At 68.5% G+C, this 18,476-nt stretch carries 22 protein-coding genes; 10 read left to right on the top strand and 12 right to left on the bottom strand.

What is annotated here, in order from left to right; translation table 11 throughout:
- Nucleotides 1-57: 57 nt before the first annotated feature.
- The 3 genes from IFT90_RS16355 to IFT90_RS16345 all read right to left on the bottom strand — a co-directional run bounded on the left by IFT90_RS16355 (nucleotide 58) and on the right by IFT90_RS16345 (nucleotide 2,462).
- Complete coding sequence (locus IFT90_RS16355; RefSeq protein WP_192043271.1) at nucleotides 58-417, bottom strand: cyclophilin-like fold protein; 360 nt, start codon at nucleotides 415-417, stop codon at nucleotides 58-60.
- A gap of 91 nt (nucleotides 418-508) precedes the next feature.
- Entirely contained in the window at nucleotides 509-1,471 is a 963-nt protein-coding gene (locus tag IFT90_RS16350) for an aldo/keto reductase (RefSeq protein ID WP_192043270.1), read from the bottom strand.
- A 64-nt stretch (nucleotides 1,472-1,535) separates the two neighbouring features.
- Complete coding sequence (locus tag IFT90_RS16345; protein ID WP_192043269.1) at nucleotides 1,536-2,462, bottom strand: aldo/keto reductase; 927 nt, start codon at nucleotides 2,460-2,462, stop codon at nucleotides 1,536-1,538.
- An 80-nt stretch (nucleotides 2,463-2,542) separates the two neighbouring features.
- Here IFT90_RS16345 and IFT90_RS16340 point away from each other — a divergent pair, with 80 nt between their 5' ends.
- Complete coding sequence (locus IFT90_RS16340) at nucleotides 2,543-3,136, top strand: TetR family transcriptional regulator (RefSeq protein WP_192043268.1); 594 nt, start codon at nucleotides 2,543-2,545, stop codon at nucleotides 3,134-3,136.
- 82 nt (nucleotides 3,137-3,218) lie between these two features.
- Here the strand turns inward: IFT90_RS16340 and IFT90_RS16335 are convergent, their stop codons facing one another.
- Complete coding sequence (locus IFT90_RS16335; RefSeq protein ID WP_192043267.1) at nucleotides 3,219-3,656, bottom strand: hypothetical protein; 438 nt, start codon at nucleotides 3,654-3,656, stop codon at nucleotides 3,219-3,221.
- An 832-nt stretch (nucleotides 3,657-4,488) separates the two neighbouring features.
- Nucleotides 4,489-4,740, bottom strand: a complete 252-nt coding sequence (locus IFT90_RS16330; protein ID WP_192043266.1) for a hypothetical protein — start codon at nucleotides 4,738-4,740, stop codon at nucleotides 4,489-4,491.
- Between the two features lie 138 nt (nucleotides 4,741-4,878).
- On the opposite strand from IFT90_RS16330, the gene IFT90_RS16325 reads away from it, so the two are divergent.
- Nucleotides 4,879-5,310: a hypothetical protein gene (locus IFT90_RS16325; protein ID WP_192043265.1), complete on the top strand. Its 432-nt coding sequence runs from the start codon at nucleotides 4,879-4,881 to the stop codon at nucleotides 5,308-5,310.
- A gap of 99 nt (nucleotides 5,311-5,409) precedes the next feature.
- Nucleotides 5,410-5,787 (top strand): hypothetical protein, encoded by a 378-nt coding sequence (locus IFT90_RS16320; RefSeq protein WP_192043264.1) that lies wholly within the window; start codon nucleotides 5,410-5,412, stop codon nucleotides 5,785-5,787.
- Between the two features lie 100 nt (nucleotides 5,788-5,887).
- On the opposite strand, the gene IFT90_RS16315 is transcribed toward IFT90_RS16320, so the two are convergent.
- Nucleotides 5,888-6,364: a DUF3515 family protein gene (locus IFT90_RS16315; protein ID WP_192043263.1), complete on the bottom strand. Its 477-nt coding sequence runs from the start codon at nucleotides 6,362-6,364 to the stop codon at nucleotides 5,888-5,890.
- A gap of 129 nt (nucleotides 6,365-6,493) precedes the next feature.
- Complete coding sequence (locus tag IFT90_RS16310) at nucleotides 6,494-6,892, bottom strand: hypothetical protein (RefSeq protein WP_192043262.1); 399 nt, start codon at nucleotides 6,890-6,892, stop codon at nucleotides 6,494-6,496.
- 260 nt (nucleotides 6,893-7,152) lie between these two features.
- On the opposite strand from IFT90_RS16310, the gene IFT90_RS16305 reads away from it, so the two are divergent.
- Entirely contained in the window at nucleotides 7,153-7,596 is a 444-nt protein-coding gene (locus tag IFT90_RS16305; protein ID WP_054145818.1) for a hypothetical protein, read from the top strand.
- 32 nt (nucleotides 7,597-7,628) lie between these two features.
- Here the strand turns inward: IFT90_RS16305 and IFT90_RS16300 are convergent, their stop codons facing one another.
- Nucleotides 7,629-8,777: a TDT family transporter gene (locus tag IFT90_RS16300; protein WP_043594582.1), complete on the bottom strand. Its 1,149-nt coding sequence runs from the start codon at nucleotides 8,775-8,777 to the stop codon at nucleotides 7,629-7,631.
- On the opposite strand from IFT90_RS16300, the gene IFT90_RS16295 reads away from it, so the two are divergent.
- The gene (locus IFT90_RS16295) at nucleotides 8,709-9,755 is read left to right on the top strand and encodes a LysR family transcriptional regulator (protein WP_192043261.1); all 1,047 of its coding nucleotides are present in this window, start codon (nucleotides 8,709-8,711) and stop codon (nucleotides 9,753-9,755) included. The genes IFT90_RS16300 and IFT90_RS16295 overlap by 69 nt on opposite strands.
- On the opposite strand, the gene IFT90_RS16290 is transcribed toward IFT90_RS16295, so the two are convergent.
- The 4 genes from IFT90_RS16290 to IFT90_RS16275 form a co-directional block, all read right to left on the bottom strand.
- Nucleotides 9,756-10,301: a uracil-DNA glycosylase gene (locus IFT90_RS16290; RefSeq protein WP_043594580.1), complete on the bottom strand. Its 546-nt coding sequence runs from the start codon at nucleotides 10,299-10,301 to the stop codon at nucleotides 9,756-9,758.
- Nucleotides 10,302-10,422: 121 nt separating this feature from the next.
- Entirely contained in the window at nucleotides 10,423-10,998 is a 576-nt protein-coding gene (locus tag IFT90_RS16285; RefSeq protein ID WP_185233098.1) for a uridine kinase, read from the bottom strand.
- Nucleotides 10,999-11,288: 290 nt separating this feature from the next.
- Nucleotides 11,289-11,858 (bottom strand): recombinase family protein, encoded by a 570-nt coding sequence (locus IFT90_RS16280; RefSeq protein WP_185233100.1) that lies wholly within the window; start codon nucleotides 11,856-11,858, stop codon nucleotides 11,289-11,291.
- A 156-nt stretch (nucleotides 11,859-12,014) separates the two neighbouring features.
- Nucleotides 12,015-12,977: a LacI family DNA-binding transcriptional regulator gene (locus tag IFT90_RS16275; protein WP_192043260.1), complete on the bottom strand. Its 963-nt coding sequence runs from the start codon at nucleotides 12,975-12,977 to the stop codon at nucleotides 12,015-12,017.
- Between the two features lie 242 nt (nucleotides 12,978-13,219).
- Here IFT90_RS16275 and IFT90_RS16270 point away from each other — a divergent pair, with 242 nt between their 5' ends.
- The 5 genes from IFT90_RS16270 to IFT90_RS16250 all read left to right on the top strand — a co-directional run bounded on the left by IFT90_RS16270 (nucleotide 13,220) and on the right by IFT90_RS16250 (nucleotide 18,453).
- Nucleotides 13,220-14,044 (top strand): ABC transporter permease, encoded by an 825-nt coding sequence (locus tag IFT90_RS16270; protein ID WP_233569004.1) that lies wholly within the window; start codon nucleotides 13,220-13,222, stop codon nucleotides 14,042-14,044.
- On the top strand, nucleotides 14,041-14,943 hold the full coding sequence (locus IFT90_RS16265; protein ID WP_371741086.1) for an ABC transporter permease: 903 nt from the start codon (nucleotides 14,041-14,043) through the stop codon (nucleotides 14,941-14,943). The genes IFT90_RS16270 and IFT90_RS16265 overlap by 4 nt, the downstream gene beginning before the upstream one ends.
- Nucleotides 14,940-16,031 (top strand): ABC transporter ATP-binding protein, encoded by a 1,092-nt coding sequence (locus tag IFT90_RS16260; protein WP_371741085.1) that lies wholly within the window; start codon nucleotides 14,940-14,942, stop codon nucleotides 16,029-16,031. Before IFT90_RS16265 ends, IFT90_RS16260 begins: the two co-directional genes overlap by 4 nt.
- Nucleotides 16,032-16,150: 119 nt before the next feature.
- Nucleotides 16,151-17,224, top strand: a complete 1,074-nt coding sequence (locus tag IFT90_RS16255) for an extracellular solute-binding protein (RefSeq protein ID WP_192043258.1) — start codon at nucleotides 16,151-16,153, stop codon at nucleotides 17,222-17,224.
- Nucleotides 17,224-18,453 (top strand): hypothetical protein, encoded by a 1,230-nt coding sequence (locus tag IFT90_RS16250; protein ID WP_244638884.1) that lies wholly within the window; start codon nucleotides 17,224-17,226, stop codon nucleotides 18,451-18,453. The genes IFT90_RS16255 and IFT90_RS16250 overlap by 1 nt, the downstream gene beginning before the upstream one ends.
- Nucleotides 18,454-18,476 lie beyond the last annotated feature (23 nt).

Genomic DNA, 18,476 nt, shown 5'->3' with positions numbered 1-18,476 from the left:
GACGGGCCGGATCGTGTGAACGATCCGGCCCGTCGGGGGCTGTGCTGTTGCGTGTAGCTAGAGCTTGTCGATCGTGATGGTGAAGGCGTCGCCGGCATCAGCGATGATCTCGAGGCCGCTGGTCACGGTGCCGAGGTGGACGATGCCGGGTTCCGGGATCTCGAGCTTGCCGTCATCAGCGGTGAAGAAGATGATGTCGTGACTGTCGGCCCAGTAGCCGATCTGGCCGACGCTGTAGGTGAGCATCGTGTCGGTGGCCGTGACCAAGGGGCGAGGGAGCGGGCCTGGCTTTTCCCGCTCGAAGAGGTCGTACATCTCGATCGTGACGGGCAGCAGAGCCATGAGCTCGTGGCCGGCCGCTGAGTCGACGATCTCTCCGGTGGCCTCGCCATCGGGGAGAGTGATCTGGATCTTCATGTGGTGCTCCTTCTTAGAAGTGGAACAGGGACCCGGAGGTCAGGGGGCGAGGCAGCGCAGCTTCCTCGCCCCCTGGGTGTTCAGGAGGTGATCACTCCCACTCAGCGGTCATGCCGGCGGGGAATCGGGATCCGAACCCGCCGGTGGGCAGGATCTCCTTGATGCGGTCGAGGTCTGCCTGGGTGAGGGTCACGTCGGCGGCTCCGGCGTTCTCCTCGACGCGCGTGGCGCTGCGTGTACCGGGGATGGGCACGATGTGCTCGCCCTGCGCGAGGAGCCATGCCAAGGCGAGCTGTGCGACGGTGGCGCCCTTGGCCTCGCCGAGCTCGGCGAGTTGGCGAGTGGCGTGGAGGTTCTTCTCGTAGTTGCCGGGCTGCCAGCGTGCCGCGGTGTGACGCATGTCGGACGGGTCGTACTCAACACCAGGCTTCGCGGTTCCGGTCAGGAACCCGCGGCCCAGCGGCGAGTAGGGGACCAGCCCGATGCCGAGCTCGTCGAGGACGGGGAAGAGCTTCTCGATCTCTCGATCGAACAGGGAGTACTCGGTCTGCAGGACCGAGACGGGCTGAACAGCGTGTGCGCGGCGCATCGTGTCCGGGCCCGCTTCGCTGAGGCCGAAGTACTTGACCTTGCCCGCGTCGATGAGCTCCTTGACGGTGCCGGCGACATCCTCGATGGGCACGTTCGGGTCCGGGCGGTGCTGGTAGAGAACGTCGATGTAGTCCATGTCGAGGAAACGGAGGCTGTTCTCGACGACTTCGAGGATGTGCTCGGGGCGGCTGTCGAAGCTGAAGTCCGGCTTGAAACCAAACTTGGTGGCGATGACGACGTCATCGCGGAAAGGCTTCACCGCGCGGCCGACGACTTTCTCGTTCTCGCCCCAGCCGTACATCTCAGCGGTGTCGAAGAGCGTCACTCCGAGCTCGTGAGCTTTGCGGATGGCTGCGACGCCGGCGTCCTCTTCGCCGGGACCGTAGAACGAGGAGATGCCCATGGATCCGTAGCCGATGGCGGACGTGGTGAGGCCCTGCTGGCCCAGTGTGCGGTGCTGCATGATCTTGCCTTTCAGTGGTGGTCAGGATGTCGCCGCCAGGAGGCGGTTGGAAGAGAGGGACGAACTAGACGTGTGCACCGTTCGGCACGATGGTCTCGATCCGTGCGAGGTCGCTGCTGCTCAACTCGACGTCGGCAGCTGCGGCGTTCTCGAGGACCCGTTGAACATTTCGCGAGCCCGGGATTGGCACGATGTTCGCCCGGCGGGTGAGCAGCCAGGCCAGTGCCAACTGAGCCAAGGACATGCCCCGGTTCTGCGCCAGAGCATCGAGCTGGTCGACGATGTTCCTGTTCGCGTCGTAGTTGCCTTCGGCCCACCAGGGGTTGCGCTGTCGGAAGTCATCAGCGGGGTAGCCCGAGAGGGGTTTCACCCCGCCGGTCAAGAACCCCCGTGCCAAGGGGCGATACGCAACGACACCGAATCCGAGCTCGTCGCTCAGGGGGAAGTACTCCTCTGCCCCACGATCGAACAGCGAGTAGGACACTTGGACAACGCTGATCGGATGCACCGCGTGGGCGCGGCGAGCATTCTCCGGTGTCGTGTTCGAGAGCCCGAGGTACTTCACTTTGCCCTCGTTCACGAGCTCGGCCATCACGCCGGCGACGTCCTCGATCGGGACCGCTGGATCGTGGATGTGTTGGTAGAGGACATCGATGCGGTCCGTCCCCAAGGCCCTGAGGCTTTTCTCGACCACGTCGCGGATGTGTCGGGGCCGCGAGTCCTGTCCGAAGGACGGTGTGAAGCCAAACTTCGTGGCGATCGTCACCTCATCACGGACCGGAGCGAGAGCGGTGCCGAGGAGGCGTTCACCACGGCCCCATCCGTAGAGCTCCGCGGTGTCGAAGTGCGTGACGCCGCTGTCGTATGCCTGGCGGATAGCGGCGATCGATGCGTCGTCGTACGTGCCACCGTTTCCCAGACCGCTATCCATCGAGCCATAGCCCAGGAGTGACGTTGTCAGGCCTTGGCCTCCGAGGTTCCGTTGCTTCATGTGTGTCTCCTCTATCAGCCAGGCAGATTCCGCCTTACGTGGCAGAGTCTGCCACTTGTGGCAGCTGTAGAGTAGCTCTCATGGCGGAGAATAAGCAACTTGTTGGCGGCTTGCGGGCCGCCGCCCGCGACGCGGTTCGCCAGCAACTCGCGGACGTCGCAATCGACCTGATCTCAGAACGAGGCTTCGACGGCGTGACGGTCGAGCAGATTGCCTCGGCCGCCGGCGTCTCGGTTCGCAGCGTTCATCGGTACTTCCCGGCCAAGGAGGACATGGTGGTCGGGGGCCTCAGCGCCTACGGCTCGGTAGTCAGGGATGCTCTTCTGGCGCGGCCCCAGGACGAACCGATATTGAAGTCACTCGAGGCCGCTTACGGCGCGATGCTTCGCACCCGCCCACAGACCGAGCGAGACAAGATCGCGGTGCGGCTACTGGCGGATGCCCCGTCTCTGCACGCTCGGAATGCCGAGAAGCACCTAGCTTGGGCCGCCCTACTCGAGCCGATCGTTGCCGACAGGTTGGTAGGACTCGACATCGACCTCCGAGCACAGGTTCTCGTGGGAGTCAGCATCAGTACGTTCTCGAGCGCCCTTGCCGTCTGGGCGCAACCCGGTGAAACACGAGGCGTTCACGAGGTGCTGACCGCCGCGTTTGAGACACTCCGGTCCGCCTGAGCGGCCCGAGAATCTGCCCCGCCCTCAGCAAGCCCACGTGGGCGGTCCATACCGAGGGCATCTTTGACCGCTCGTGGATCCCCTATCGGACGATGACGCGCCACGCGCCCTTCTCGTTGCTCGCCACCGAGGAGAAGCTGACTCTCGTCACGCCCTCGCGGGACGACTCCGGGATGTCCAGCTCGAGCACGCCCTCGGCGCAGCTCGCACGGGCGGACGTCATATCGACGGCACCCGCAGCCGACGTCAGACCGAACAGCCCCTCAACGGATCCGTCGCCGAAACACTCGAGTTCGACTCCCCTGATCGTCACGGGCTCCTTGAAGGCCGCCGAGATCTCGTCACCGTCTGCTTCCTCGCCCCGTTCGACAAGCGATGCCAAGACGGCCAGATATTCGCCGTCGCCCTGGACCGCTGAAGGCGCCTGGTCGAGCCACAGAGCGATGTCGCCGGCCTGGTCACCGGTAGCGTCCTCGGAGCACCCGACGAGGCTGACAGCGCAGAGGGTCACGACGGGCATGCAGAGCGATCGAGGGCGCACGGTCGAAGGATGGCATGTAGCTAACCTCGTCGCGACACCCCACTGCGAGGGCCCGACCAGCGATCGACTATCGGGCATTCGACCCGAACTTGCTGTTCAGGGCGCCTAGTCGAGAAGTACGACGAATTCTGGGCCGAGCTCAGCTTGCAGGTCTCGAGCTAACCGAGCCGCCCACCGGTCATGGCTAGGAGACTGACGCATCTCGTGGGTGTGCCACCACTCGGTCCAGTCGTAGAGCTGCTGCGTCAGCCGTGCAGAAAGCCCGTACTCCTCTGGCGAGTAGGTAGTTCGCGCCTCGTCATTGAGCAGGATGTTCTCGCGAAGCGGCCACGACTGACCCTCGAAGAGGACGAGAGACACCTCCCTTTGCATGAGACCCAGTGTGCGGGACGCCGATGCCCTATCGGGCACCTTTGGTCAGGGCCAACGCTTTACTAGATGCCGCACCGCCAGCATCAAATGCCCGAAACGCCGGAGGATCTTTCTGCGGAGTGGCGCTGCTCGCTCTAGCTCACGGGCCGTCGGCCTCACGAACAATGCATGGGGCACGCTGTTCCAGCACTTCTCTTGACCAGGCACCTGCTGCCCGTGGTCCTCTTCGTACTCGCACTCCCCACAGGCCGCCGGCCCTTCCAACGTCGAACCCCCGTGCTCTTCCCATGAGTGTTCGCAGTCCGGGCACGATGTCTCTCGCAGCCGCCGCCGCACGGCACGGCCGGAAGCGCCTGCGGGATTGCTCATGGAGCGAGTATGCAGGTTTCGCGATCTGTCCTAGAGCCGATCGTCTAACGGACAGCGCTCCCGATGAGGGCTACTGCGGAGGAGGAGACGGAAAAACGTCGGTGAAGGCGTAGAGCACGATGACCGTAGAGATGATGAGCATGCCGATCCCGCCGACGATCATCAGCCCTGGCGACTGGGCCTGGGGGCCGATCCGCCGCCCCTGGTCCTCGTAGGCCCTGCGAGCGGCGTCGGAGATGTGCTGGTGGAACACGATGAAACAGACACCGAAGATCGCGAACAGGGGCGCGACGACCACGGCGGCGCCCTGCAGCTCTGTCATCGCCTCATCCTGGCCGCGAGAACGCCCACAGGTCCACTCAGGTGCGGCCGCAGGACGGTCGCCCATCGGGCACGGCCAGTGGCGTCCCTTCGAAGCAGTGTCCGGCTTGCGAGACCGGCCGCCCCCTAGGGTGTGGCCATGAGAAGGAGACGCTGTGTGGCGTTGGCTCTGGTCCCAGGCCTCTTGACCCTCGCTGCTTGCAGCCATGAGGGGGTCCTGACGCTCGACGCAGCCGAGTCTGCGATCGCGGACTGCACGACGTTCGAGGACGTGATGGTGGAGTCCCTGAACGAGGACGCTTCATGCGCGCCGGGTGGATCTCGGTTGGTCTTCCCTGACGGCTTCGTCTTCGATCTGCCCGCCGACATCGGTACCGGGGCCGCTCAGCCCGGCGGCAACGTCGGACCGGTCTACACGTACGTCGGGGTGGGGACTTACGGCGTCTTCGCTACGCGGACGTCTGACAACTGCGAGACCGTCGACGAGTGGGGCAGCGGAGAGGCGCGAAACCGCGTTCATGAGGCGTTCGGAGACGACTACGGGTGCAAGGGGCCCAACTCCCGACCGTGACGACCATCCCGGTGCGGGATCCCCTATCGGGCGCCAGTAATCGATGCTGAGGTGTCGACCGGCGGTTGACGCCGCATCGGGGACTGCTAGCTTTCGATCGTGACGACCACCCCGGAGCGGCCTGGCCAAACCCATGAACCCCGTACCGGCCCGTCTCGTCTCGTGGCCGCCAGTTCCTTTGCCGTGGCAGCCGGCATCGTGGCCCTTGTGGCTCTCATCTCCTACGTCATCCTGTACGCCACGATGTGGGCCCCGGTCGTCCTCTGGGACAACGAAGGCTGGCTGTTCCTCTACCCGATCTTTCTCGCGGCCTGGGTACCTGTCGGCATCATGTCCGCCACCTCCCTTGGCCTCGCGATCGCCAGTTGCATCCGACGCGAAACACGCCGGCCCCTAGCCGTCGTGAGCCTGGGAACGGCGGCATTGTTGCTCACCACGTCGCTGCCGGCCCTTTGGGTTGGGGTTGGCCCGCTCTAGACGCAGGGAGTCGGTCTACGGCGCCAAGCCATCAGAGGCGGCTCACGTCAGGGCTGGCTACGAAAGGCTCGTGCCGCGATTTCGCATCCGTACGCCTGGCTCAGGAGGTTAAGTCTTCGGCGCTCGTGCATGCGCGCCCGTTGGCCGGAAGGTACCCGACGGCATCGGCTAGGTCTCCCATGACGCTAGCGCCCGTCAGCGTCGTTGTGTCGAAGACGACCTCAACGGCTGGAGAGCGGCCATAGGTGGTCAGGATGGCGGTGTCAGGGTCGTCTGGTGGGGAGTCGACGATCCAATCCACTCCCTGGATCGTGTAGCACGGCAGATCCGTGGGACCTGGCTCTGTGACCCCGCAGCGAAGCAGGACAGATGCGGGCTCACCCCAAGCACCAGTGGCCTGGGCGTCTGTTTCACGTTTCACTTCGGTCTCAGCGATGGTCTCAGGAAGATGCACTGTGACTTGCGCGCACCCCACTGCGTTGGCCTCGTCGGCTGAGCTCATAGGGACAGTCGCCGCGCATCCTGCCAGTGACGCCCCAACCACCACCACCACCACCCCAGCAGTTACAGCTCGCATTCGTCTTCCCCCATGGCGAGACCGTACCCCGGCCTTCCGCGTCGGCGCCTTCGACGCCCACAGCGCACCCCGTCACACAGACGCCGCCCGGGCATCATCGTGCAGCTGATCGGCCCTAGCCGGGTTGAACTACGCGAAGAGCGCCAGGGGTAGCGACACCACGAAGCACACGGGCGGTACGACGGCGATGCCACCGCAGACTCCTGCCCACCGGCCAGCGCGGCCGCCCAGAGCTCCGGCGACGATTGCAAGCACGATCGAGGCAACCAGGAGGAACGGCACGGCGAACCACAACGAGGAGGTCCAGTCTGCGGCGGAGAACCACAGCCACGAACCCTCGGCACAGGCCGTGACGAAGCAGACGATGAGGGTCAGCGGGGCGAGCAAGCGAGCCCGACCGGTCGGCGCGGTCTCGGCAGCGGGGCCGCCGCCCGGGCGGGGTGGCAGGTCGGTGAGGGGGTTGCGGTGGGGCAGCGCTGCCACTTCAGCCTCGGCCTCGCGGAGGAGTTCTCTGTCGGCCTCGTCCATGTCCTGACCCTAGCGATGGCGCGGCCGCTGGGGGCACGAGCACCCTCTGAACGGGCTCGCACTCTCGATGATCTTGAGTCGATAACGCGTCCGGTGCCCGATCCCCTATCGGGCGCTCCAAGCACGCGCTTCTACAGGGCTGAACGTCGGCGCATGCTCGTGGTTGCATCAGGTTCGCGACCGCTTCGTGCAGCCGCATCAGTCGGCGGCCGCCGACTCCCTTTTCCGTTTCGACGAACGAGTGAGCAGGAGAAAGCATCATGAGCAACACCGTCATCCATGACTTGGTTTCCGAGATGCTGAGTCAGCTTCCGTCCGGTGGAGGCATCGTGGCTGTGGATGGCGATGCTGGCGAGCATCTCTCGGACATGGGCAGTCAGTTAGCTCGGGAGATCAGCGCGAGAGGCCTCACGTCGTCGGTCCGATCATTCACGGGCGCAGACTTCGAGTCTTCACCCGCCGGCACGGACGTGCTGTTGGTCGTCGGCGAAGGCGCGTTGCAGCCTGGCGTCCGGACGCGGTGGAACTGGACTCTGTGGGTCGAAGCCTCCGGGGTGCGTGATCCGGCGAGCAACGACCGCAGTGCGGTGGCGTTCGAGAGCTACCGGTCGCGTGACGAGCCCAAGGGCGCCGCCTCGGCCATCGTCGACGTCAGTGACCCCGAGGCCTATCGCCGTGACTGGAACGACGCCTGTTCGATCTGAGCCACTCCCCCACGCACCCTCGTCGTCCGCGGTCAGGGCAGGGGACGGGGAGGCGCGAGGAGCGTTCCGCGTATGACGCTGCCGTGGAAGGTGCGCACGGCGACCGTGACCCAGGCCCCGACGAGCCCGATGTAGAACACGACCGCCAGTACCTGCAGCGCGACGAGTCCCGTGTGCAGGGCCAGACCGTTCAGGCCTGTCACGCAGGTGCCGACGGGGAAGGTGAACGACCACCAGGTGAGTGAGAACGGGAGCCCCTGGCGGATGGTGCGGCGGGTGATGGCCGATGCCAGTGCCGCCCACATCAGGGCGAATCCCAGAGTGGGCACACCGTAGACGAGCCCGAAGACGAACAGGGCGTGCGAGGTTCCCTGGTCGACGGCGAGGTGGGCGTTGCCACCGAGCAGGTTGGCCGCGGTGATCGACTGCCCCAGGGGGCCGAGGACGATCCAGAGGGTCGGGACCATGCCGGCCGGGCCGATCTTGTGCTGGGCCAGGCGTGACCAGATCAGCGTGATGATCACGATCGACGCCAGCAACGACAACCCGAACATCGCGTAGCACCCCCAGAGCATGTTCTGCCTGGCCTGCCCCGCGGGCAGGAAGGGCAGCAGCAGCGCACCGGTCGAGGCAGACACCATCGGGGGAACCACGGGCATGAGCCAGCCGCCGAACGCACTGTCGGGGGCCGTGTCGTGCCGGGTGAACGTCAGGTACGGGACCGCGATCGCGCTGACGAGGCCGAGCACCGTACCGATGGTCCACAACACCCAGTCGATGCCGACCGCCAGGGGCGTACCGAGGACGTCTCTGCCCAAGAGCAGGGTGCCCGCGCCGACGGTCAGCAGCGCCATGGGCGGTGCCCCGTAGAAGTGCGCCATCACCGGATTGAGTCGATGCCCCCGCGCGGTGGCTCGGTAACGCACCCAGTGCATGACGGTCGCCGTGCTGAGAGCGACCAACAACACGCTGGCCAGTGCCCAGACGATGGTCGCGGCAGGGCGCAGCCCCGGGAACTGCAACGGCAGGGTCGCCGCGGCGTTGGCGACGATGCCGGTCCCCATGATCGACGCGAACCAGTTCGGGGTCAGGTTCGACACGATCTGCCCGCGGTGCTCGAGCTGGCGGAACAGACCGTGCGTGCGGGGAGGGGCGACAGTCGGTGTGATCGCGGCAGGCATGCCTCGATCTTCGTACGTGCGTCCGGCTGCCGATACGGGCGGATGCTTGTGGTGTCACAATCGATCCTTGTGACCGGACTCCCTGTTGATCTCGAGACGCTCCGACTGCTGGAGGCGATCTCGAGATCGGGCAGTCTGGGCCGGGCCGCGACATCGGTGGGCATCAGCCAGCAGGCGGCGTCGTCTCGCATCACGGGCGCCGAGCGGCGGCTGGGTCGTACGTTGCTCGTCCGCTCTCGGGCGGGCTCGGCGCTGACCGAGCACGGACTCCTGGTGTGCGAGTGGGGCCGACCCCTGCTCGAGGCGGCGACCACCTTCGAACGATCGCTGCACACCCTGATGACCGGCGCCTCCGACGCTCTCCTCGTCGCGGCGAGTCAGACGGTGTCAGAGGCGCTGATGCCACGCTGGATGACAGCGGCAGCGGATCGTGTCCGGGTACGCCTGGAATCGGGCAACAGCGACTGGGTCGTCGACGAGGTCCGTTCGGGGCGCGCGCACCTCGGGTTCACGGAGACCCCTGATGAGGCCGACGGGCTCGCCACGACCGTCCTGGGTGTCGACGAACTGCTCGTCGTCGTCTCGCCGAGGCACGCATGGGCATCGAAGTCCGAACCCGTGACGGCAGCGGATCTCGCATCCACACCGCTCGTGTCTCGGGAGTCGGGCTCGGGCACCCGCCGGACCCTCGAGCTCGCCCTGGGGATCGACCCTGCCCTGATGGCAGAACCCGCTGCGCAGTTGTCGTCGACGGGCGCCATCCGGGCGGCCATCGCCGGCGGTGTGGGTCCGGGAGTCATCAGCTCGTTGCTGGTCGAGGACGACCTCCGTGCCGGGCGCCTCGTCACCGTCCCGGCAGCCGTCGACCTGAGGCGCCCGTTCCGCGCCGTGTGGTCGGCCGGTCTGAGCGCCGGGGCGCAGGATCTCCTGGCCGTGATCGCCGCGTCGCAGCACAGCCCCGACTCCTCGCCGAGATGATCAGAGAAGCGAAGCGTGCCGTAGGGCCGTGACGGCCCGCAGGTGCTTCTCGCCGGCGCGGGTGGCGTTCGCCGGCGACAGATGGGGTGCCGCGAGCACGGGCACGACCCTCGCACGCGGTTCCAGGGTGAAGTACCTCATCACGCCCGTCAGGGCCGGAGTGCCGAAGGTCACGATCGCCCGCAGCTGCGGCAGAGAAACGAGCAGCTGAGCCAGGGCAGGGCGTGCCTCGTCGAGATCGGTGACGGTCGGCGCCCGACCAAGGGCCCACGGGACGATGTTCCATCGCAGGTAGACGTTCCTGCCCAGACCCGACTCGATCCGTGCTCGCCTGAACGCAGACGCCGTCGGCCCCGGGTTGTCCTCACTGCTGATCGCGTCCTCGCCCTGCTTGATCGTGGCAGGACCGGGTGATTCCATCAGCACGAGAACTGTCGCCGCTGCTCCTCCACCTGATGGGTCGAAGCCCGGCACGAAGCGCGCACGTCCTGGTCCGGAGCTCCGCCATTCCGATACGAGCTGATCGAGGCCCCTGGGCTGCTGCATCCCTAGACGCTACGACGTTAGGGACCGTTTCCGCCCACGCTCACCGACGACACGGAACGACCACGACGGCGTCCTCTCCGAGTGCGCTCGCCCCACAGCAAGTGATCCAGTGGGGGATCCCCTACTGAGACGATGCGTACAGCATCTCTGCGTGCTCTCGCGGCATGAACTCCTGGGCGAAGTCGCGTTCATTCGGAGCCCAGACGTCGGTCCACAACGCCTCGTGGCGTCGGCCTAGTTCCCTGTCGCGGGCCATGCCGCGGCTGACGGCGACGTCGAGCTCGACATCGCACCAGACCGTGACGTCGAGGGAAGGCAGGGCCTCAGGGTGGAAAAGGCCGATGAGATCGACGACGAGGATCTCGGCGCGAGGAACCGGCTCCGGAGCGCCGAGGGCCCCTACCGCCCAGTCATACCGTCGGAACTCGCCCTGCAGCTCGCCGCGGAAGGGCTCCAAGACACTCGAAACAAGACGTTGCCGATCCACTCCGTCCCAGTCTGCAGAGCGAAGGTGAGAGCGTGCGGGATCGAGAAAGTCGTCACCGCGCATCCTCACTGCGCCAGGCAGAGCCTCGACCATCCGGCGCGCAAGCGTGGACTTCCCCGACCCGCAGAAGCCCGAGATACCGACCACAACCGGGCGGCCTGCCGACCGGGCCCTAAGCGCGACATGCTCGACAACTTCGCCCTGATCCATGCAACGACCCTACGAGGTCGCCCCCGGTGGCCGATGGGCTAATGGACCAGTGTTGGGTCCTACAGGCCGTCGAACACGAAGCGTAGGAAGCGTTCAAAGAACCGCAGGACGGGCCGGACAAACCACCTCCACAGCCACAATGACGATCGAGGCCACCAGGCAGGAGCTCCACTGTTGGCGCGAGCCCGTCGCCACTCGTCTCGTTCAGCGCGTGTCCGCGGTGGCGCTGGACGGCGGCGGCCGTTCCTCAGCCGCTCTCGGCGGGGCGGTTCCGTTCTTCCGGGTGCCATCTAGGCCTGCTCTGCTCTTTGGATCGCTCGATAGACCGTCGACCGGGCAACGCCGAACAACTCGGCAATGTCGCTCGTGGTGTGCGCACCGGTGCGGTGCAGCTGCACGAGGTGCTTCTCCTGCGAGGCGGTGAGCTTGGGCTTGCGACCACGGAGCTTGCCGGCGGCCTTGGCGATCGCCATGCCCTCGCGGGTGCGGGCGCGGATGAGGTCGGCTTCGAACTCGGCCACCATGCCGAGGACGTTGAACAGGAGCCGACCGACGGGGTCGGTGGGGTCATAGACCGCTCCCCCGAGGTTCAGGGCGACGCCTTTTTTCGTCAGCTCGTCCGCAATGTCCGTCGCGTCGCGCAGCGACCGGGCAAGTCGATCAAGCTTGGTGACGACCAAGACGTCGCCGGCACGGCATGCCGCCAGCGCTTCCCGGAGGCCCGGGCGGGCTCGAGTTGTTCCCGACAGCCCGTGGTCCACATGCACGTGTTGATCGTCAACACCCAGTGCTGCAAGACCGTCACGTTGTGCTGCGAGATCTTGTCCCGAGGTCGACACACGCGCGTATCCGATGAGCATTCAAGGACTGTAGCGTTTGTACCCCCTTCACCGGGCATTTTTGCGGGACAGGCATACGCGAATCCGCAGGCCAGGCACCACTTGGCCTCAGCCGGCCGAACATGGTCGCGCAAAGTGTCCCGATGAACGACCGGCTGCCGGGCACTCCGGGCAGCGTCATGCCCCGGCAGGCCAGCGCACCGGGACGGGGAGGCGACGCTGTGCGCGCTCCGTGCCCGCGCCTCCTCGGCCGTCGACCAGGTCGAGCAGCAGGCCCGTCGCGACGCGGCCCAGCTCGTCGCCGTCGACGTCGATCGCCGGGACCCCGACGAGGCCGAGCGAGTCGACGACCATGCGCTCCGAGCTGACGACGACCCGGGAGGAGGCGGGCCGGTCTCCCAGCGCGAACATCAGCCCCAGCCCGATCGCGGTCGCGTAGGGCACGACGGCCGTCGCTCGCGCCTCGAGCACCGCGGGCAGCACCGAGACCCCCGCCGCGAACGTGGAGGGGAACGGCCCGAGCCGCACGAGCGACGCGCGTCCGTGCGCGGCACGGGTGACGGCCTCGGTGCGCTGGGCGTCCTGCCACGAGCCCTCCGGTCCGCCGACGTAGACGATGCGATCGTGGCCGTCGTCGATCAGGCGCGTGACGAGCGAGCCGAACGCCGCGGCGGTGTCGGCCACGACCGACGAGAGCCCGGCGACCTCGCGGTCGACGAGCACGGTCGGCTTCGAGGAGGCGGCGGCCGCGACGACCTCGTCGGGCCCGCGGGGCGCCACCACGATGAACCCGTCGACCTGGGCCGAGAGCCGCTCGAACGCGACGAGCTCGTCCGGGTGCGCCAGCGGGTGCACGGCGACGGTCAGCTGCACGTCGTGCTCGCCGGCCAGCGCCTGCGCGCCCGCGATCACGGGCGTGAAGTACGAGTTCTCGAGCGTCGGCACGACCAGGGCGATCAGCCCGCTGCGACCCCGGGCGAGCTGGCGCGCAGCGCGGTTCGCGACGAAGCCGAGCTGCTCGGCGGCGGCGAGCACACGGCCCGCGGTCTCGGGCAGCACCAGCTCGGGACGGCTGAGGGCGCGGGAGGCGGTCGCCTTGGAGACCCCCGCGAGCGCGGCGACGTCGGCCAGTGTCGACATGCGCGTCCCCTCCGTCTTCGTGCCTGCAGCGAGCCTAGGGGCACGGCCAGACCACGTTTCACATGATCGTTACACGCGGTGGTCGTGCTGCCCCCAGGGGGACCCTATGGTTGATGAGACCGGTTGCACAACCGGTTGCACCGCCTCCTCGACTCCCCTGTCGCCGCCCCCCTCGGCGACCTGGGCGCCGACGAGGCGGCCCCGTACGAACGTCGTACCCCGACCGCCACGAAAGGCTCGTCGTGACCACTCGCAAGACCGCCCTGCTGCTGTTGCTGCCCGGGCTCGCCTTCCTGCTCGTCGGATTCCTCGTCCCGTCGCTGGCGATGCTCGTCGCCCCTCCCGGCGTGGGCACGGGCGAGGTGCTGGGCCGCGTCGGCCAGATGCTCACCGACCCGTACGACCTGAGGATCATCGGCCGCACCGTCGGCCTCGGGCTGATCGTCACCGTGGTCTGCGTCGTGCTCGGGTTCCCGATCGCGTACCTGCTGGCCCGCTCCACGTCGCGCTGGTCGAGCGTGCTGCTCGCCCTCGCGATCTTCCCGCTGCTGCTCAGCAACGTCGTCCGCACCTTCGGGTGGCTCGTCGTGCTCGGCTCCCAGGGCGCGATCGGCCAGCTGCTCGTCGGGCTCGGCCTCGTCGACCGCGCCCCTCAGCTGCTCTACACCGAGCTCGCGATCGTCCTCGGCCTCACGCAGCTGTTCCTGCCGCTCGCGATCATCTCGTGCTACTCGGCCGTCGCCCAGGTCGACGCCGGCCTCGACGACGCCGCCCGCGGCCTCGGCGCCAGCCGGTCGCGGACCTTCTGGGGCATCGTCGTCCCGCTCTCGAGCCCGGGCATCGTCGTCGCGGCGACGCTCGTCTTCGCCGGCTCGGTCACCGCGTACACGACCCCCTACCTGCTCGGCGGGTCGAGCCAGCGCATGCTCAGCACCCAGCTCTTCTCGTACTCGAGCGTCACGATCGACTGGGCAGGCGCCTCCGCCACAGCCCTGATCATGACCGTGCTCGTCTTCGTCGTCTCGGGCCTCTCGTCGCTCGTCGCTCGCAAGGGAGCCACCCAGTGACCCGCACCAGCACGCCCCGCACCAGCACGACCGCCGACAGCAGCGCGACCGTCGGCGCCGATGCCGTCCGCGACAGCAAGCCGGCCCGCAGCAGCAAGACCCCGGGCACCGGCCGTCCCGTCGCCGGCACCCTCGCCGTCGCGGGCTACGTCGTCATGATCGTGCCCATCCTGTTCGTCGTCGCGACGGCCTTCACGGGCGGCCGGACCCTGACGTTCCCGCCGCAGGGCTTCTCGCTGCAGTGGTTCGAGAAGGCCGTCACGTACGCGCCCTTCACCGGCGCCCTCGTCTCGAGCCTGCAGCTCGCCGTGCTCGCCACGGTCATCGCGCTGGCGGTCGGCGTGCCGGTCACCCTCGCGATCCACCGCGGACGCCTGCCCGGCAAGGGCCTGATCGAGGGCATGTTCCTCTCGCCGCTGATCGTGCCCGAGCTCGTGGTCGGCCTCGCGCTCTACCAGCAGCTGATGATCGGCTTCGGGCTCGCGAACTTCCCCACGCTGCTGATCGGCCACACCGCGCTGATGATGCCGTACGCGGTCCGGGTGACGGGCGCCTCCCTCGCCCTCGCCGACCCGTCGCTCGAGGAGGCGGCCCGCGGACTCGGCGCCAGCCCGGTCCGCGCCTTCTTCACCGTGACGCTGCCGCTGCTGCGGCCCGGCATCTTCTCGGCGGCGCTGCTCAGCTTCGTCACCTCGTTCAACAACGTCCCCCTGTCGCTGCTGCTGCAGAGCCGCGACTTCCGCACCCTGCCGGTCACGATGCTCGACTACGTGCAGCAGAGCTACGACCCCATGGTCGCGGCGATGGCCACGCTGATCCTCGCGGCCACCGTCGTCGTCGCCGTGGTCGCCGAGCGCACCGTCGGCTTCGCCAAGATCTTCGGAGGCATCAACAAGTGAGCACCCCAGACCCCGCCGGCACCCGCCCCGTCACCGAGCACGCCAGCGCCGAGCACGCCGCCGCCGAGCGCCCCGCCGCCGAGCTGCGCGGCGTCAGCCAGGTCTTCGGCGACTTCACCGCCGTCGACGGCATCGACCTCTCGATCCGCCGCGGAGCCCTGACGACCCTGCTCGGCCCCTCGGGCTGCGGCAAGACGACGACGCTGCGCATGCTCGCGGGCTACTCGGCCCCGACGAACGGCACGATCCTGATCGACGGCGACGACATGACCCGCACGCCGCCCGAGAAGCGCGGGCTCGGCATGGTGTTCCAGTCGTACGCGCTGTTCCCGCACCTCTCGGTCGCCGAGAACGTCGGCTACGGCCTGAAGCTGCGCCGGGTGCCCGCCGACGAGCGCACCCGTCGGGTCGCCGAGACCCTCGACCTCGTCGGCCTCGGGCACCTCGCGGCGAGCAAGCCGAAGAAGCTCTCCGGCGGCCAGCAGCAGCGCGTCGCCCTGGCCCGGGCCATCGCGATCCGGCCGAAGCTGCTGCTGCTCGACGAGCCGCTCTCGAACCTCGACGCCCGCCTCCGGGTCCAGATGCGCGCCGAGATCCGCCGCATCCAGGGCGAGACCGGGCTCACCGTCGTCCTCGTCACGCACGACCAGGACGAGGCCCTCGAGATGAGCGACGACATGGTCCTCATGCGCGCCGGACGCATCATGCAGCAGGGCGCCCCGCAGAGCGTGTTCCCTGCCCCCGCGAACCGCTTCGTCGCCGACTTCCTCGGCTACGAGAACTTCGTCGCCGCCGCCGACGGCACCTCGCTGACGGTGCGGCCCGAGCACCTGGTGGTCGAGCCGACCGCAGGAGGCGCGGGTCGGGCGGCGGCACCGGCCGCGGCCGGCCTGCACCTCCCCGGCACCGTCACCGACGTCGCGTACCGCGGCGTCGACCTGCTCGTCACCGTCGCCGCGATCGACGCCTCGGGCGCTCGCGTGCGGCTCGTCTCCGACGTCCGGGCCACAGGAACGTCGTCGCTCGCGCCCGGCGACGACGTCGTCGTGACCGCGCCGGTGTCCCGGCTCGTCGCGCTGGCCGACTGAGCCGGCCCGCGCCTCCTTCACCTGGCCCCTCCGCTCCGCCCCTCTCCCCTGGACCGCTCCCGCGCCTCCGGCCCTCCGCGCCTCCCGCACCTCCTCTGCCCTTCCTCGAAAGGACCACCATGACCCGCACCTCCCGCACACGGCCCCTGGCCCTCGCCGCCGGCCTCGCCGTCTCCGCCGTCGTGCTCGCCGGCTGCTCGTCGGGCGACGCCTCGTCGTCGGACGCCGAGAGCATCGTCGTCAGCACGTTCCCGTTCGGCGTCGAGGAGTTCCAGGAGGCGGTGGTCGACCCGTTCACCGAGGCCACCGGCATCGAGGTCGAGATCGAGACCGGCTCGAACGCCGACCGGCTGTCGAAGCTGCAGCTCGCCGACGGCGACCCCGGCATCGACGTCATGCTGATCAGCGACTACTACGCGGCCCTCGGCCAGGAGGACGACCTGTTCCAGCAGGTCGAGGCGGCCGACGTGCCGAACCTGGAGGCCATCGCCGACTTCGCCACCGAGGACGCCTACGTCGGCCCCGCCTACAGCTACCAGCTCAACGGCACCCTCTACTCGACCGACGAGCTCGACGCCGACGAGGCCGCCGACTGGTCGCTGTACGGCGACTCCGACCTCGAGGGCCGCGTGGCCCTGCCCGACATCTCGGTGACCGCCGGCCAGCTGATGGTCTCGGGCGTCGCCTCCGAGTTCGGCGACGGCCCCTACGACATCGACGCCGCGCTCGAGCAGCTCGGCGAGTGGTCGCCCAACGTGCTGCAGTTCTACAGCTCGTCGACCGAGGTCACGAACCTGCTGACGCAGGGCGAGATCGTCGCCGCCGACGCGCTGAGCGGCTTCGCCACCGACCTGGTCGCCTCGGGCGAGCCCGTCGCCTGGACGCCGCCCGCGACCGGCAAGTACATGGCCACCAACCGCGCCATGATCCCGACGGGCGCCGAGAACGTCGACGGCGCCTCGCAGTTCATCGACTACCTGCTGTCGGCCGAGGCGCAGTCGTCGTCCGCCGAGATCGTCGGCGACCTGCCCGTGAACCCCGACGCGACCGTCCCCTCGACCATCCAGGACGTCGTGGGCGACATCGCCGCCGACCCGATCGCCGCCGGCTACGCCACGCTCGACCCGACCGAGCTCGTCCCGACGCGCGCCGAGTGGGTCGACCGCTTCGCTCGTGAAGTGACGTCGCGCTGATGGGTGCCGACGCACGCCTCCTGACCTCCGACCCGGTGCCCTCCGGCTCGCGGACCGCTGGTTCGCCTGCCGCCGGCTCGCCGACCGCTGGCTCCTCGACCGCCTCCTCGCTGCCGGGGTGGTACCTCGACCGGATGCCGAAGACCGACCTGCACTGCCACCTGATCGGCACCGTGCGGGCGTCCACCTTCGCCGAGCTCGCCCGGCGGGAGGGCCTCGCGCTGCCCGCCGAGCCCGAGCGGATCTTCGCCGACATCAACTCCCTGCCGCCCGACCCGGCGCTCTACCGCGACACGCGGATCCCCGTGCCGCAGGGCCGCAGCGAGGGCGAGCCCGACGTGTCGTACTCGCTGTTCCAGGCGTCGGAGTGGGTCGTCGAGGTGCTCCGCGACGCGGACGACCTGACGCGCATCACGTACGAGGCCTTCGAGGAGGCGCACCGCAGCAGCGGGACCCGTCACCTCGAGCTGTTCTTCGACGCCGTGCCGCCGCACCTCGAGTCGCTCGGCTACGCCGGCTCCGTCGAGGCGTACGCGGAGGGCATCCGCATGGCGGAGCGCGACTTCGGGATGACGGGCCGGATGATCCAGGGCATCGACCGCAGCCAGTCGGGCGAGCACGCGCTCGCCCTCGTGCAGCAGGTGGTGGACCACCCGCACGAGTACGTCGCCGGCATCGGGCTCGACAACCTCGAGACCGCAGGCCCGCCCGAGCGCTTCGTCGACGCCTACCGACTCGCCGGGGAGGCCGGCCTCGGCCGCACCGCGCACTCGTCGGAGCACTCGCCGACCGCGGTGAACACGATCACCTGCCTCGACCAGCTCGGCTGCGACCGCATCGACCACGGGTACTACGTGCTCGAGGACGACGACGTCGTGGCGCGGATGCGCGACGAGCAGGTCGCCTTCACGGTCGTGTCGACGACGTCGCGTCGCTCGTGGCGGCCGTGGCGCCGCGCGTCGATCGCCGCGATGCTCGACGCCGGGCTGAACGTCGTCCCGGCGTCGGACGACCCGGGCATGTTCCCTACCTCGCTCGCCCAGGAGTACCGCATCGTCGCGGAGCAGATCGGCGCGAGCGCCGACCAGGTGCGCGGCATGGCCCTCGCCGGCGTCGACGCGTCGTGGCTGCCCGCGGCGGAGAAGGCGGCGCTGCGCGAGCGGTTCGTCGCCGAGCTCGCGGCGCTCGACTCGCAGCTGGGGTCGGAGCTCGGCGCCAGCGCTCGCTGAACGTCGGCGGCCGGGGCCTCGGT

Source organism: Frigoribacterium sp. CFBP 8766 (genome assembly GCF_014841435.1).
GTDB lineage: Bacteria > Actinomycetota > Actinomycetes > Actinomycetales > Microbacteriaceae > Frigoribacterium.
The sequence above is the reverse complement of the archived record's forward strand: the minus strand, read 5'-3'. Positions and strand labels throughout refer to the sequence as shown.

What these genes read in the sequence shown, in the direction of transcription:
- IFT90_RS16340 (WP_192043268.1), top strand. Translation starts at nt 2,543, where the DNA reads ATGGCGGAGAATAAGCAACTTGTTGGCGGCTTGCGGGCCGCCGCCCGC.
- IFT90_RS16305 (WP_054145818.1), top strand. Translation starts at nt 7,153, where the DNA reads ATGAGCAACACCGTCATCCATGACTTGGTTTCCGAGATGCTGAGTCAG.
- IFT90_RS16280 (WP_185233100.1), bottom strand. Translation starts at nt 11,858, where the DNA reads ATGCTCATCGGATACGCGCGTGTGTCGACCTCGGGACAAGATCTCGCA.
- IFT90_RS16290 (WP_043594580.1), bottom strand. Translation starts at nt 10,301, where the DNA reads ATGCAGCAGCCCAGGGGCCTCGATCAGCTCGTATCGGAATGGCGGAGC.
- IFT90_RS16335 (WP_192043267.1), bottom strand. Translation starts at nt 3,656, where the DNA reads ATGCCCGTCGTGACCCTCTGCGCTGTCAGCCTCGTCGGGTGCTCCGAG.
- IFT90_RS16315 (WP_192043263.1), bottom strand. Translation starts at nt 6,364, where the DNA reads ATGCGAGCTGTAACTGCTGGGGTGGTGGTGGTGGTGGTTGGGGCGTCA.
- IFT90_RS16330 (WP_192043266.1), bottom strand. Translation starts at nt 4,740, where the DNA reads ATGACAGAGCTGCAGGGCGCCGCCGTGGTCGTCGCGCCCCTGTTCGCG.
- IFT90_RS16275 (WP_192043260.1), bottom strand. Translation starts at nt 12,977, where the DNA reads ATGTCGACACTGGCCGACGTCGCCGCGCTCGCGGGGGTCTCCAAGGCG.
- IFT90_RS16255 (WP_192043258.1), top strand. Translation starts at nt 16,151, where the DNA reads ATGACCCGCACCTCCCGCACACGGCCCCTGGCCCTCGCCGCCGGCCTC.
- IFT90_RS16345 (WP_192043269.1), bottom strand. Translation starts at nt 2,462, where the DNA reads ATGAAGCAACGGAACCTCGGAGGCCAAGGCCTGACAACGTCACTCCTG.
- IFT90_RS16285 (WP_185233098.1), bottom strand. Translation starts at nt 10,998, where the DNA reads ATGGATCAGGGCGAAGTTGTCGAGCATGTCGCGCTTAGGGCCCGGTCG.
- IFT90_RS16250 (WP_244638884.1), top strand. Translation starts at nt 17,224, where the DNA reads ATGGGTGCCGACGCACGCCTCCTGACCTCCGACCCGGTGCCCTCCGGC.
- IFT90_RS16325 (WP_192043265.1), top strand. Translation starts at nt 4,879, where the DNA reads ATGAGAAGGAGACGCTGTGTGGCGTTGGCTCTGGTCCCAGGCCTCTTG.
- IFT90_RS16350 (WP_192043270.1), bottom strand. Translation starts at nt 1,471, where the DNA reads ATGCAGCACCGCACACTGGGCCAGCAGGGCCTCACCACGTCCGCCATC.
- IFT90_RS16300 (WP_043594582.1), bottom strand. Translation starts at nt 8,777, where the DNA reads ATGCCTGCCGCGATCACACCGACTGTCGCCCCTCCCCGCACGCACGGT.
- IFT90_RS16310 (WP_192043262.1), bottom strand. Translation starts at nt 6,892, where the DNA reads ATGGACGAGGCCGACAGAGAACTCCTCCGCGAGGCCGAGGCTGAAGTG.
- IFT90_RS16355 (WP_192043271.1), bottom strand. Translation starts at nt 417, where the DNA reads ATGAAGATCCAGATCACTCTCCCCGATGGCGAGGCCACCGGAGAGATC.